Origin of the sequence: Paraburkholderia sp. FT54, from assembly GCF_031585635.1 — a bacterium.
In the GTDB taxonomy this organism is placed as follows: domain Bacteria; phylum Pseudomonadota; class Gammaproteobacteria; order Burkholderiales; family Burkholderiaceae; genus Paraburkholderia.
In genome coordinates, this window is the sequence record NZ_CP134196.1 from 1,232,764 (window position 1) to 1,245,602 (window position 12,839).

The 12,839-nt window shown below is 62.2% G+C and carries 12 protein-coding genes and 1 pseudogene; 10 read left to right on the forward strand and 3 right to left on the reverse strand.

From position 1 onward, the window contains the following. Nucleotides 1-20 precede the first annotated feature (20 nt). From RI103_RS25125 to RI103_RS25135, 3 genes are all read left to right on the forward strand, one after another. The gene (locus RI103_RS25125; protein ID WP_310818331.1) at nucleotides 21-932 is read left to right on the forward strand and encodes a cache domain-containing protein; all 912 of its coding nucleotides are present in this window, start codon (nucleotides 21-23) and stop codon (nucleotides 930-932) included. Between the two features lie 264 nt (nucleotides 933-1,196). Continuing rightward, complete coding sequence (locus RI103_RS25130) at nucleotides 1,197-1,406, forward strand: hypothetical protein (RefSeq protein WP_310818565.1); 210 nt, start codon at nucleotides 1,197-1,199, stop codon at nucleotides 1,404-1,406. A gap of 84 nt (nucleotides 1,407-1,490) precedes the next feature. Further along, nucleotides 1,491-1,868 carry a hypothetical protein gene (locus RI103_RS25135; RefSeq protein WP_310818332.1) on the forward strand — a complete coding sequence of 126 codons (378 nt, stop codon included), beginning with the start codon at nucleotides 1,491-1,493 and terminating at the stop codon, nucleotides 1,866-1,868. Between the two features lie 179 nt (nucleotides 1,869-2,047). Here the strand turns inward: RI103_RS25135 and RI103_RS25140 are convergent, their stop codons facing one another. Then, nucleotides 2,048-2,470, reverse strand: coding sequence for a hypothetical protein (locus tag RI103_RS25140; protein WP_310818333.1), 423 nt, complete (start codon nucleotides 2,468-2,470; stop codon nucleotides 2,048-2,050). 323 nt (nucleotides 2,471-2,793) lie between these two features. Between RI103_RS25140 and fliG the strand changes: the two are divergent. The 4 genes and pseudogenes from fliG to RI103_RS25160 form a co-directional block, all read left to right on the forward strand. After that, nucleotides 2,794-3,096 (forward strand): annotated as a pseudogene (gene fliG / locus RI103_RS25145) (flagellar motor switch protein FliG); the annotation flags it as partial. A 122-nt stretch (nucleotides 3,097-3,218) separates the two neighbouring features. After that, on the forward strand, nucleotides 3,219-3,857 hold the full coding sequence (locus RI103_RS25150; RefSeq protein ID WP_310818334.1) for a TetR/AcrR family transcriptional regulator: 639 nt from the start codon (nucleotides 3,219-3,221) through the stop codon (nucleotides 3,855-3,857). A 32-nt stretch (nucleotides 3,858-3,889) separates the two neighbouring features. Beyond that, nucleotides 3,890-5,437: an MFS transporter gene (locus tag RI103_RS25155; protein WP_310818335.1), complete on the forward strand. Its 1,548-nt coding sequence runs from the start codon at nucleotides 3,890-3,892 to the stop codon at nucleotides 5,435-5,437. A 487-nt stretch (nucleotides 5,438-5,924) separates the two neighbouring features. Continuing rightward, complete coding sequence (locus RI103_RS25160) at nucleotides 5,925-6,197, forward strand: YodC family protein (protein ID WP_310818336.1); 273 nt, start codon at nucleotides 5,925-5,927, stop codon at nucleotides 6,195-6,197. Nucleotides 6,198-6,267: 70 nt separating this feature from the next. Here RI103_RS25160 and RI103_RS25165 read toward each other — a convergent pair whose 3' ends face one another. Next, nucleotides 6,268-6,579: a superinfection immunity protein gene (locus RI103_RS25165; protein WP_310818337.1), complete on the reverse strand. Its 312-nt coding sequence runs from the start codon at nucleotides 6,577-6,579 to the stop codon at nucleotides 6,268-6,270. Between the two features lie 225 nt (nucleotides 6,580-6,804). Between RI103_RS25165 and RI103_RS25170 the strand changes: the two genes are divergently transcribed. From RI103_RS25170 to RI103_RS25180, 3 genes are all read left to right on the forward strand, one after another. After that, complete coding sequence (locus RI103_RS25170) at nucleotides 6,805-8,265, forward strand: M20 family metallopeptidase (RefSeq protein ID WP_310818338.1); 1,461 nt, start codon at nucleotides 6,805-6,807, stop codon at nucleotides 8,263-8,265. 56 nt (nucleotides 8,266-8,321) lie between these two features. Beyond that, nucleotides 8,322-9,425 (forward strand): malate/lactate/ureidoglycolate dehydrogenase, encoded by a 1,104-nt coding sequence (locus RI103_RS25175; protein WP_310818339.1) that lies wholly within the window; start codon nucleotides 8,322-8,324, stop codon nucleotides 9,423-9,425. A 423-nt stretch (nucleotides 9,426-9,848) separates the two neighbouring features. Further along, nucleotides 9,849-10,736, forward strand: coding sequence for a crotonase/enoyl-CoA hydratase family protein (locus RI103_RS25180; RefSeq protein WP_310818340.1), 888 nt, complete (start codon nucleotides 9,849-9,851; stop codon nucleotides 10,734-10,736). A gap of 47 nt (nucleotides 10,737-10,783) precedes the next feature. Here RI103_RS25180 and pdeR read toward each other — a convergent pair whose 3' ends face one another. Then, entirely contained in the window at nucleotides 10,784-12,787 is a 2,004-nt protein-coding gene (gene pdeR / locus RI103_RS25185) for a cyclic di-GMP phosphodiesterase (RefSeq protein WP_310818341.1), read from the reverse strand. Nucleotides 12,788-12,839: the final 52 nt, after the last annotated feature.

Below are 12,839 nucleotides of genomic sequence, written 5' to 3' on the forward strand. Positions count from 1 at the left end.
AGGGTTTACGCCAATAAAATATGCAAAAGGCAGGCCGTAATACATGGTTAGTTCATCCATGCGAAAGATCGGACGTGAAAAAGCTAACGTTTGCGCAGAAGCTGTGGCTACCCCTCTTCCTGAGCGTTACCTGTCTGACGGCGATTACGGCATTCGACGCCTGGTCGTTGCGCCAGGTGCGTATCGAAGAGCGCGAGAGCGATCTGGCCAACAACGCCGACAACGTGGTCAGCCTTGCGCGCCAGTACTCGAACCTTGAGCAACATGCGGTGCTCACGCGCGACGCCGCGCAGAAGGCGGTCATGGAACGCATCAAGGGGATGCGTTTCGGCAAGGATCGCTACTACACCATCATGACCGATGAGCCGAAGATGCTGATGCACCCGTTCAAACCCGAACTGATCGGACGGACGCCCGGCGATTTCAAGGGCGCCAACGGCACGCTGCTCTACCAGGAGGCGGTCAACGTCACCAGGGCGAATGGCGCAGGTTTCATCCACTATGTCTGGCCGCGCCCCGGCGAGGACCGACTGGTGCCCAAGCTCACTCGTATCGCAAGCTTCAAACCATGGGGCTCGATTTTTCTCGATGGCGTCTATTTGGACGATATCGATACCGCATTTCACCATTCGTTGATCAGGTCCGGCGCGATCCTCGCCGCTGTCGCACTGATGCTATCGGTCGTGATCGCCGCTCTGAATCGCGGATTGCAGCGCTCACCCGGCGGTGAGCCGGACGATGCTGCAGAAGCTGCGCGGCGCGTCGCGAGCGGCGGCCTGAGCGTGCGGCGCTCGTCGAGCAGGCGGCCGCGGCTGCTCAATCACTCAGCGGGCAGGCACACGGACTGGCACAGGTCGTCGCGGCATTTCGCCTGGAACCCGACGACCAAAAGCAACGAAGCTTTACTCACCACCCGGTATCGAGGGAGATAGCCGATGTCGACATGGCCTAATCGCACTCTGAGTTGGCTCTTCATCCTAACCTACGCACTGATGGTGGTATGGCTAAATTACCTGTAACGAATGTTGTGCCACGTGTGGCGTGTTGTGTCCAAGCGGATGCCTCAGCACCATGACGTCGCGAAGGGTGACGGAAGCGGCCACTGACCTATGCCGCATGAGCTGTCTTCTTCGGTCCACGGCAGCCCGTGGGACATTCCGTGTTTCAGAGGGTCACGCAAGGAGGCGAACGTGAATATGGTGAAGACCGAGATCGGACAACTTGAGAAGGCTGTGAACGCGCTGGTTCATCGCCCCTGGCTCATCCGTCGCGAGTATTGGGCATTGCAGATCGAGTGTCTGCTTGGACGTTCCGCCCTGTCGTCACAGGATCGGCAGCGACTACGCGCGCTACTTGACCTGCTCGGCACCCCCGTCGCGGAATGTATTGCCTCAGCGCAGCAGTGACAAGCACCGTCAAGTCTTCGATGTACCAATCATGATTGACGCGGCTAGCGTTCTTTAAAACCGATCGTCGACAAGGCAAGCGCATTGATTCTGTGGAACACGCTCGCCGCAGCCGCATCAATTTCGGCGGGTGTCAGGACTTGGCAATTCGCCGACAAGGTTTCGCGATGTCAGGCATCGTTGCGTCATCTGTTTGCACTGTCTGCGCGATCATTGACGGTGAACGCGCCTGCTGAGCTATCGGAAATCATTATGTTTAACGAATCGAAGTGCGTATCGCTGATGTACGAACAGGGCCTGGACCAGTGGACGCGCGCCTGCTACCGCGAAGCCGTCGACGCGAAATTTATCCGCCCCACGTATTATCCCGACCCCGCGACCATACGGCGTCTTCGCGGCTATTTTGGCGCCGGCCTGTCGCCCATCGAAGCTGCCCAGGCATGTTTCGGACACAGGCACTGAAGCAACCGGATGATTGGGTCATTGTCCGGTAGCAATACCTGCACGAAAGGCAGTAACGGACCTGAACAGTTCGGCGAATTCCTCACTCACGACAGTAGCCGCGCCCGTATGTGCGTCAACTCGACCGGCATCTCGCAAACACCGCTCCCGATGTCAAATTCACACCGCCCTGCTAACGGCTACCGCTCCAGCCATTCCTCGGCGGGTCGCATGACTTCGTCAAAAACGGGCTCCGCGATCGCGCCTCTGGCAGACCTGTCGAGCGCATCCTGATGACGCACGCGCAACCAGACTGCGGCGACGGTTGCGTCGTGCCGCCACCAGAGGTCGTCACTGCCCTCAAAGACCTCTACATTGTCTCGAGCGCTCTCGCGCAGCGCGGCGCTTACGCTCAGGACATTCGCGATGCCCAATGGCGGACCATGGCTCAACGGGCTCAGGAGGCGAAGACAGCAATCGACCAGCACGGGGAGAATCTTGAAACGCGTGCGATGGTGCTGCTTCGACAGATGACAAGCATGTGCCAGGGTCTGGTTGATCGGCACGCGGCCCGTCAGGAGATTCCCTTCGCGGTCTGGCGCGAAGTGGGCAGACTTGGGCACGACGCCTATGAGTGGGTCAATCTGACCGCCCCTCGCCGGAGAGGGCCCGACGCATGAGTCAACTGCTAATCATGTGGGCGCACAGGGCCGGGCTCGAACCGGGTCGGCGCGCGCAACGCCTCGGACCGGTGTCGCCGCCACGTCCTGGCCGCCCCAACGTCCGGCGCGTTCTAGCGTCTCTGGGACGCCAACAACGCACCGATGGGGCCACGCGCCCAACATCCGAACAAAACCAGAACTGCGCACCGACACCGGTAAACAACAATCAGAAGGTCGTTGCAACCATTAAACCGTGGAGCTTTCATTGAACGGGGAAGGAATCAACATGTTTCACAGAGCGGACGCGCAACGACGTGCTGCTGCGCATTGCCACGCTCGATGGCATTCAGCCAGCTGCATTACGCGAACTCGATGATGTGATGACCGAGTTGCTGTCTGGCAATGCCAATGTGAAACGCAAAGCGGTCGGAGGCGTTCGCGCGGCGGCGGAAATCCTCAACCACCTGTCAAACCAGCACGAAGAATCGGTAATCGAGAGCGTGCGCGGCTATGACGTCGATCTCGCGCAAAAGATCATCGACGAGATGTTCATGTTCGACAAACTGGTCGAGCTTGATGATCGCGCCAGCAGATTCTTTTCCAATCTTTTGCATTTTTTCTCTGTTCTATTGTGCAGGGACAGCCTTGGCGCCGCGCGCCACGGAAACTCGTCTTGCTTTCTTGAACGGTTAGTCATAATATCCGCTCTATGAAGCAATCAGGCGATCCGAAACAATCCGCGAAGAAAGCAGGCGAGGTCTGTCTTCGGGGCCGGCCGCGCGAGTTCGACACAGATACAGTTCTGGCGAGCGCGAGCCAGGTGTTCTGGAACCACGGCTACCACGCCACCTCGATCGACGACCTGTGCAAGGCCACCGGCCTGTTGCGCGGCAGTCTCTACGGCGTGTTCGGCGACAAGCACGGCATCATGCTGGCCGCGCTGGATCACTACGCGGAAGGTTCGGTGGCGCGGCTCGCGCAGCGGCTCAATGCGCCGGTGCCGCCGGAAGAGGCGCTGCGCAACGCGTTGCTGCATTACGCGCGGGTTGCCTGCGCGCTAACCGGCGAGCGCAGCTGCTTCATCACCAACACCACGCTGGAAATGCAGCCGGACGACGAGGAACTGCGCATGCGCGTCGCCGCGATTCAGCGCCGCATGGCCACGCTGCTGGCGGCATCGGTGATTCGCGGTCAGGCAAGCGGCGCGTTCAATTCCACCCTCGACGAAAAAGCCGTCGGCGATTTCCTCCTCTGCGTGATGCAAGGTCTGCGCGTGCTCGGGCGAGTCGCTCACAAGGAAGACGCGCTGACAGGAATCGTGGACGTCGCCATGCGCGCGCTCGTCTAAATTTTTTTTGCCAAATTTTTGAACGGTCAGTCATGAATAGCGAAGCGATCAAGTCCGCTCCGGCGGCATTCGTTGGACCCGGCAAGGGCAACGCCGTCAGCGCGGTGACCTGTCCGGGCGCCGCGGCCGTGAGCGTGGCGGCGTCCTTCGATAAGGCTCAGCCGCGTTTCGAACGGCAGGGGCTGGCGCTGGCCGTGCTGTTCGTCGGCGCCTTCCTCGCGCCACTCGATTACTTCATCGTCAATCTCGCGCTGCCCTCGATTCACACCGGCCTGAACGCCAGCGACGCGCAATTGCAGCTCGTCGTCTCCGCCTATGCATCGGCGTATGCAGTGCTGCTGATTACGGGCGGGCGGCTCGGCGACCTGTTCGGCCGCCGCCGCATGTTCATGACGGGTATGGCGGCGTTCGTTGTCGCCTCGGCGCTGTGCGGCTTCGCGACCAGCGGGCACATGCTGGTGATCTCGCGGATCGTGCAGGGCATCGCCGCCGCCGTGATGGCGCCGCAAGTGCTCGCGACGATTCGCGCGGTCGTGCCGCTGCATCAGCAGACCAAGGTGATGAGCCTGTATGGCTTCGTGTTCGGCTTGTCGTCGATCGTCGGGCAGTTGGGCGGCGGCGCGCTGATCACCTATCACCCGTTCGGGCTCGACTGGCGCATCATCTTTCTGATCAACATTCCGATCGGCATTGCGGCGTTTATCGGCACCTGGAAGTTCGTGCCGGAGAATCAGCCGGCCACGCGCACCGGCATCGACGTGAAGGGCGTGGCGTTGCTCTCCGCCGTGCTGCTGCTGGTGATCTACCCGATGACGCACGGCCGCGAAGCCGGCTGGCCGGCATGGACCTTCGTGATGTTCGCGCTTGCCGTCCCGGCGTTCGCGCTCTTCGTGATGACCGAGCAACGCGTCGAGCGCGGCGGCGGCCATCCGCTGGTGGACCTGCAATTGTTCCGCAACCGGGCCTTCGCGCTGGGTCTCGTGCTCGCGTTCCTGTTCTACTGCAATAGCGCGTTTTTTCTGACCTACGGGATCTTCCTGCAAACCGGTTTGCACTGGACACCGCTCGCCTCGGGCATGGCGATCATGCCGTTCGCGATCGGTTTCGTGGTCGGGCCGCTAACCTCGCCGGCGGTGGTCAGGCGCATCGGCGGCCATGTGCTCACGCTTGGTTTTTCGATGATGACGGTCGGCTTCACCGTCACGGGCTGGTCCGCCACCCAGTCGGCCACGCCGGATCTCCTGTTCTATTGCGGCCTCGTGTGCGCGGGCGTCGGTCATGGCCTGCTGCTGCCGTCGATCATGCGCATCGTGTTGCTGGAGGTCGTGCCGGAGAAGGCCGGGCTTGCTTCGGGCGTGGTGTCGTCGACGCTGCAGATCGGCTCGGCGTTCGGCACGGCAGCCATCAGCGGCGCGTTCTTCGGCGCGATCGGCGGCCGCGCGGCACCGGGCGATTACGCGCACGCGTTCCAGGTCAGCCTCGCGATCAACGCGTTGCTGATGTTCGTGTGCATCGGGTTGAGCGTGCTGCTCGTGCACCACCAGCAACTCGTGTTGCGCCGCCCGGCGCGACCCATTTGAAAATCCGGCGCCGGTAATCGTTTTCGGCAGAGGCCGCCGGGAAATTATTAGGCGTTTTTTTAAACAAGGCCGATTTAAAGCATGCCGCATTTACCGGTGAGTTGGTTATTCACAGGTAATTCCGGCGCGGCGGATCAGAATAAACCCTGAATACCTGACTGTCCAAGCATTAGATATGACGAAATGGCGCTCGAATTTTCTACTGGCGCTGCGGACATTCCGCAGTAAGTCTTGCGATCGTGCAGTGCGGCATGAACGGGCGGCCAGGCGGTGCATTGAAGGGTTTTCCCGGTTTTGCCCATCGACAGCCGGAAGTGGAAGCCATTCCACTGCCGATGAAAACGGTATCAATAAAAAGCACTTGCAGCGATTAATTTCGATTGTTAATCTTGCCAAACCTTTTAGTGTTTTACTTCAGCAGGTCTAAAGTCGAAAAACCCGGCGCAATGACTTAAATACCGTTCAACGGTTCCGTAGGGGGATGAATATGCTGACCGCTACCATTGACGCATTCCAGACACCGCCCACCACCCAATTCAATGTCGGCGACGTCGTCACATTGAAGGAAGGGGGCTCGCGCATGACAGTAACGTACGCAGGCCCGGTGGCGCTCAACCCCGGCGACTGGCTGATTTGCGAATGGTTCGACGAACACGGCGAATTGCGCCGCGAAATGTTTTCACCCGCGAGCGTGCGCGCCGAGCCGCGCTCGATTCCCGCCGGTTCCGTGCTGTGGAACCGCATGAGCCGCGCGGCCTGAACTGCCCGCACGGTCGGCCGGTGCTTCGGCCGACCAGCCCGTTTTCTGCCTGACCCACGCCACGTCTGAGTTACTTTTCCGAGCGATCCCGCGCGCTTGTGCGTCGCTGCACGCGCACCAGCAGCGCGGACGAAAACGCTCGCATCCTCACGAGCTTGCGCGTCTCCACGACCTCGCCCGCGATGTTCTTCGGCGGGTTCGGCTGCAACGCCCAATAGAGCGCAAGCAGCCAGCCGAATACGGTCCAGCCGAGGCATGCATTGAAGAGCGCCAGCGTCAGCACGTCATGACGCTTGCGCCGGTCCGCCACCAGCGCCGGCAGAAAATACAGCGCCAGCGCCAGCACCGCGGCGATGGCTTGCACGACGACATTGCTCCCCATGAAGCGGCTCCCGATACTCAACCTATGCGGCGATTGTCGCGCGATTGTTTTGTTTGCGTAAGCTCGCCGCAAAGGCGCTGAGCCGCTCGACATGGCTGGAATGAGCGGCGCCGGAAGAGATTCAGCAAGCCCGACGCACGGCGAGGGGTTCAGAGGGGTTCAGCCAATCCCGCATCAGGACTATCATGACCGTTTTGACTGAACAGATCCCCACGGACCGCCATCATGATCTCCGACGACACCCAGCAGGCTCAACGCATCAACCCCGAGACGCTACGCGAATTCGTGGACCGCAAGTGGAACGACGAGATCGTGCCCGCGCTGACGGACTACATCGCCGTGCCGGCCAAGAGCCCGGCGTTCGATCCCGAGTGGGTCAAGCACGGCTATCTGGAGCGCGTGATCACCGACGCCGCGCAATGGGCCGAACAGCAGCCCGTGCGCGGCCTGAAACTCGAAATCATCCGCTTGCCGGGCCGCACGCCGGTGATCTTCTTCGAGTCGGCGGCGACGCGTTCGGGCAGCGAGGAAACCATCGTGCTGTACGGGCACCTCGACAAGCAGCCCGAGTTCGACGGCTGGCGCAACGACCTCGGACCGTGGACGCCCAAGCTCGAGAACGACAAACTCTACGGCCGCGGCGGCGCCGACGACGGCTATGCGATCTACGCCAGCATCACCGCACTCGCCGCGCTGGACGCGCAAGGCGTCGAGCGTCCGCGCTGCGTCGGTCTGATCGAAACCTGCGAGGAGTCGGGCAGCTACGATCTGCTGCCGTATGTCGACGCGTTGCGCGAGCGGCTCGGCAAGGTCGGTCTGGTCGTGTGCCTGGATTCGGGCGCGGGCAACTACGATCAGCTGTGGCTTACCACGTCGTTGCGCGGACTGGTCGCTGGCGACCTCGAAGTGCAGGTGCTCGACGAAGGCATTCACTCGGGCGGCTATGGCGGCATCGCGCCGTCGAGCTTCCGTATCATGCGGCAACTGTTCGACCGTCTCGAAGACTCGGCCAACGGCACGCTATTGCCGAAGGGTTTCCATGTCGATATCCCGGCGGACCGTCTGCGTGAAGCGGAAGCCACCGCCCAGATTCTCGGCGACGACGTCTGGAAGAAGCTGCCGTGGGCCTGCGGCCAGGACGGCCGTCAGGTGCTGCCCACCACCACCGATCCGCAAGAGGCCTTGCTCAATTCGACGTGGCGTCCGTCGCTGTCGGTGACCGGCGCGGCCGGCTTGCCCGCGCTGGCCGACGCCGGCAACGTGCTGCGTCCGCGCACGGCGTTCAAGCTGTCGCTGCGTCTGCCGCCGCTGATCGAGGCGGAGAAGGCCGTCGCCGAACTGAAGGCGCTGCTCGAACTCGACCCGCCGTACAACGCCAAAGTGACGTTCAAGCCGGACGCGGGCGCGGCGAGCGGCTGGAGCGCGCCCGACCTCGCACCGTGGCTCGCCACCGCACTCAACGACTCTTCTCGCCGACACTACGGCGCCGACGTTGCCTACATGGGGCAGGGCGGCACCATCCCGCTGATGAACGTGCTGAAGGCGGGTTTCCCGAAATCGCAGTTCATGGTGTGCGGCGTGCTCGGACCGAAGTCGAATGCGCACGGACCGAACGAATTCCTGCACGTGCCGTACGGCAAGAAGCTCACGGCCGCGGTCGCCGAGGTGATCGCCGCCGCGCCTTGAGCATTCTCTTCGACTGTCGTTTGCCTTGAACCCGTCAACGTCCGCCGACTTTGTGAATGACCGATAACTCGACCGCCCAACCCGCCACGCCCCGGATTCCGGCCGAACAACTGCACGCCTACGTGAGGGCGATCTGGGAAAAGGCGGGCAGCACGCCACGCGAAGCGGAACTGGTCGCCGATCATCTGGTGGCGGCGAATCTGACTGGTCACGACTCGCATGGTGTGGGGATGATTCCGCGCTATGTTGCATCGCTCGCCGACGGGGAGCTTCAACTGAACCTGCACGCCGACGTGGTGAAAGACGCGGGCGCCGTGCTGACGGTCGAAGGCGGCAGGGGCTTCGGCCAGGTGGTGGCGTTCGAGGCCATGGAGCAGGGCATCGAACGCGCCAAACGCCTCGGCATCTGCGCGGTCGGCTTGCGTGGCGCCCATCACATCGGGCGCATCGGTCATTGGGCCGAACAGTGCGCGCGTGCGGGGCTCGTGTCGTTCCATTTCGTCAATGTGGCGGGCGATCCGCTCGTCGCGCCGTTCGGCGGCGCGGACCGGCGCATCGGCACGAATCCGTTTTGTGCCGCTTATCCGCGGCCCGGCAAGCCGCCGCTCGTGCTCGACTTCGCGACCAGCACGGTGGCGTATGGCAAGACGCGCGTCGCGTATAACCAGGGCAAGCAGGTGCAACCCGGCGCGCTGATCGATCACGAGGGCCGCGCCACGCTCGAACCCAAAGTCATGCACGAAGCGCCGTTCGGTTCGCTGACGCCGTTCGGCGGGCATAAGGGTTTTGGACTCGCGGCCATGTGCGAGATCTTCGGCGGCGCGCTTTCTGGCGGCTTTACCACGCACTCGACTACGCTCGGCACGACCAACGCGATCATCAACGGCATGCTGTCGGTGATCATCGATCCGGCCGCGTTCGACGCCCCCGATGCGCAAGCCGAAGCCGACGCGTTCATCGACTGGGTGAAGGCCTCGCCGCTCGCGGCGGGCGCCGAGCGTCTCTATGAGCCCGGCGAACCCGAGCGCGTGACGCGCGCGCAGCGCGAGGCCGAAGGCATTCCCGTGGATGCGGCCACGTGGGCGCAGATTCTCGCCGCGGCGCTCGCCGTCGGCATGTGCGCGGAAGAAGCCGGCCGCTGGTCCGCGCGTCTGCAATAAGACGGTGGCCAAGGCGCGCGGCGCGGTGGACCGCCCGCGTTTGATCATGCGAAGCGCATAAACCGTCTGTCAGCCCACCAATCAGCGAAAAAAGCATTTGCCGCTCATATTTTCGATTGCATTTTCTAATCGAAGACTATTTCTTTCTTTTTTCAATCCGGCAGGAAATGCAATCCTTGCCCATGGGCAAATGGATTGCCCGCCGCGCGCCTGTTTGCGGCCCGAATTCGCCCATCTTCGGTGCGCAAGCGTTTGCGTCCGCGCGACACGCCGTCAGCCTCCCTCCTTCGCGTAGAACGCCTGCTGGCGGGCTTTTGAACGCGGCTTGCATTCATCTGTTGGTTACCCCGCTCCCATCCGATTCCGGTCTGCTTTAGGCTCGCATAGCAATACCAGTGTTTAACCTCAAAAGGACCGATCAAAATGAATCTGCATAATCATCACGCCTGCCGCCCGTTCCTCGAAGCCGGCAATCTGTCGCAAATTTCCGCGTACTACGAAGAAGGCCGCAACGTCATGTGGATGATGTTGCGGGCACAGCCGCGCCCCTGTTTCAATCTCGATCTGGTCCATGACATCCTGGAACTCGCGCAGGCAGCACGAGAGTCGGGATTGCCGATCGATTTCTGGGTCACCGGTTCGTTGATTCCGACCATGTACAACGTCGGCGGCGATCTGGATTTCTTCGCGGACTCGATCCGCGGCGGCAAGCGCCAGGCGCTCATGGCCTACGCGCGGGCATGTGTCGATTGCGTGCATGCGGCGTCGCGGGGATTCGACACGGGTGCGATTTCGATCGCGATGGTGGAGGGCACGGCACTCGGTGGGGGCTTCGAGGCCGCGCTCGCGCATCATTTCGTGCTCGCGCAGAACGACGCGCGCATGGGCTTCCCGGAGATCGCGTTCAATCTGTTTCCGGGCATGGGCGGTTATTCACTGGTGGCGCGCAAGGTCGGCATGCGGCTCGCGGAGGAGCTGATCGGCGTCGGCGAATCGCATACGGCCGAATGGCACTACGGCAAAGGTCTGGTCGATCAGCTGTTCGAACCGGGCGAGGCCTATATGGCGACCCGTACTTTCATCGACACGCTCAAGCCGAAAATGAACGGCATCCGCGCGATGCTGCGGGCGCGCCAGCGCGTGCAGCAACTCTCGCGCGCCGAGCTGATGGAAATCACCGAGGATTGGGTCGACGCTGCCTTCACGATCGAGGAGAAGGACCTCGCCTTCATGGAGCGGCTGGTGATGCTGCAGAACCGCCGTACCTCGAACCTGCGTCAGACGGTGGCCGGCGTAGCCAATTTCGGCTGAATCGATGTGGGTTCGAGCAAGAGCCGTAAGGAGGACGGTGCACAAGCTCAGGCAATCAGCCTGAGCTTCTGTCTATCCTGCAACCAGCGTTCGAATTCAGCCGCCGGCATGGCCTGGCCGTACAGGAAGCCCTGCACATAATCCACGCCCAAGCCCTTCATGAACACTTCTTCCGATTCGGTCTCGATTCCTTCGGCGACCACCTTGAAATTCAATTCCTGCGCGACGGCCACCATGGAGCGCACCAGTGCTTGCGCTTTGGTGTCGGCGTTGATCGAGCGCACGAAGCTGCGGTCGAGCTTGATGACGTCGAGCGGAATCCGGCCCAGCTGCGACAGCGACGAATAGCCCGTGCCGAAATCGTCCAGATGAACCTGCGCGCCGAGCTGGCGGAACTGCTTGATCAGATCGATCGCGGCCGTTTCGTCTTCGATCAGGCAGCTCTCGGTCAGTTCGAGATCGATCAGGCAGGGATCGAGATTGGCGTTCTGCAGCGCCTCGCTGAAATGGCGGACCACGGCCGTATCGACCAGTTGCCGCGCCGACACGTTGATCGCGATGCGCAGGTTATAGCCGTCCCCCTTCCATTTGGCCGCCTGTTTCGCGGCCGTTACCATGACCCAGCGGCCCAGCACGCCGATCAGCCCGGACTCTTCCGCGTAACGGATGAACTCGGCGGGCATGATCTGCCCGCGCTCCGGCGAATTCCACCGCACCAGCGCTTCGACGCCCTGGACCACACCGGTGGCGAGCGACAGTTTCGGCTGGTAGTGCAGCGTCAGCTGGCCCTCTTCGAGGCCGCGCCGCAGATTGGTGTCGAGCCACATGTATTCGGCGACCCGGCGGTTCATTTCCGGCGAGAACACGCGGTGCGTGCGTTTGCCTTCGTCTTTGGCGACGTACATGGCCGTGTCGGCTGACCGGATCAGCGATTCGAGGCTGTCGCCGTGTTCCGGATACAGCGCGATGCCGATCGAGCAGCCCGTATAGACCTCCACGAGCCCAAGCGCGAACGGCGTGCGCATGCGTTCGAGAATGCGCTGCGCGGTGGCTTCGAGTTCGTGCGCCGTGCCTCTCGCCGCGAGCACGATGAATTCGTCGCCGCCGAGGCGCGCGAGCGTGTCGCCTTCGTTCAGGCACTCGCTGATCGCGGACGACACGTCGCGGATCAGGCGGTCGCCGAACACGTGGCCGTAGTGATCGTTGACCTTCTTGAAGTTGTCGAGATCGAGAAACAGCACGCCGACTGCTTCGCCCGGCGCGGCGTCTTCGATCGCGGCGCGGATCTTGTCCTGAATCGCGTTGCGGTTGGCGAGGCCGGTGAGCGAATCGGTGTTCGCCAGTTCGGTGAGGCGTTCCTGCGCGAGCCGTTCCTCGGTGATGTCGGTGCCCGAGCAGATCAGGAATTGCTCTTCGACGCCGCTGCCGCTGTGGACGAATTTATTGCGGAACAGAAAGAGCCGTTCGCCGTGCACCGTTTTGACGCGCCGCTCGACCTCGTACGACACGCCGCGATTGAAGAAGCCCGCAATGTTCTGGCTGGAGGCCGCGCCGTCTTCGGTGGACATGAACAACGCCCACACGTTGCGGCCGATGATGTTCTCTTCCTTAACGCCCGTAAGTTCTTCGGCAAGACGATTGAAGCGCTGTATTCGACCGTGCCGGTCGACGATCACGACAACCGAATTCACTTCGGACACGACCTGTTCGGCAAACGAGAGGCCGTGCACCAGATCGCGGGCGACGGATTCGGTGTCGTCGTAGGCCGAGGCGGTGCCCGCCCAGGTATTGCTGCTGAGCTTTTTACCCACGAGATGCAGGCGAAGCGGTTCGCCGAACAGCCGCACGTCTAGGACCAGATGCGAGGTGACGCCGGTGAGGCAGCGGATTTGCGAAGCCTGCTGGGGATTGAGCGGAATGGCGACATTAGCCGGCACGTCGCCGGTTACGGGCGTGAGTTCGAGCGCGTTGCTGTCGTTCGACAGACGCCAGCATGGGCTGCTTGTGCCGAACTGGGCATAAAGCACCTGGTCGTGTTGGTCGTCATTCATGAGATCCCCGGGCGGTGTGTGCCGGTGGCCGCCGTGAAGGCGGAGTCGGCAA

Bases quoted from the DNA above. Each gene is read 5' to 3' on its own strand.
- RI103_RS25150 (WP_310818334.1), top strand. From the start codon at position 3,219: ATGAAGCAATCAGGCGATCCGAAACAATCCGCGAAGAAAGCAGGCGAG.
- pdeR (WP_310818341.1), bottom strand. From the start codon at position 12,787: ATGAATGACGACCAACACGACCAGGTGCTTTATGCCCAGTTCGGCACA.
- RI103_RS25155 (WP_310818335.1), top strand. From the start codon at position 3,890: ATGAATAGCGAAGCGATCAAGTCCGCTCCGGCGGCATTCGTTGGACCC.
- RI103_RS25130 (WP_310818565.1), top strand. From the start codon at position 1,197: ATGGTGAAGACCGAGATCGGACAACTTGAGAAGGCTGTGAACGCGCTG.
- RI103_RS25125 (WP_310818331.1), top strand. From the start codon at position 21: ATGCAAAAGGCAGGCCGTAATACATGGTTAGTTCATCCATGCGAAAGA.
- RI103_RS25160 (WP_310818336.1), top strand. From the start codon at position 5,925: ATGCTGACCGCTACCATTGACGCATTCCAGACACCGCCCACCACCCAA.
- RI103_RS25165 (WP_310818337.1), bottom strand. From the start codon at position 6,579: ATGGGGAGCAATGTCGTCGTGCAAGCCATCGCCGCGGTGCTGGCGCTG.
- RI103_RS25180 (WP_310818340.1), top strand. From the start codon at position 9,849: ATGAATCTGCATAATCATCACGCCTGCCGCCCGTTCCTCGAAGCCGGC.
- RI103_RS25175 (WP_310818339.1), top strand. From the start codon at position 8,322: ATGACCGATAACTCGACCGCCCAACCCGCCACGCCCCGGATTCCGGCC.
- RI103_RS25170 (WP_310818338.1), top strand. From the start codon at position 6,805: ATGATCTCCGACGACACCCAGCAGGCTCAACGCATCAACCCCGAGACG.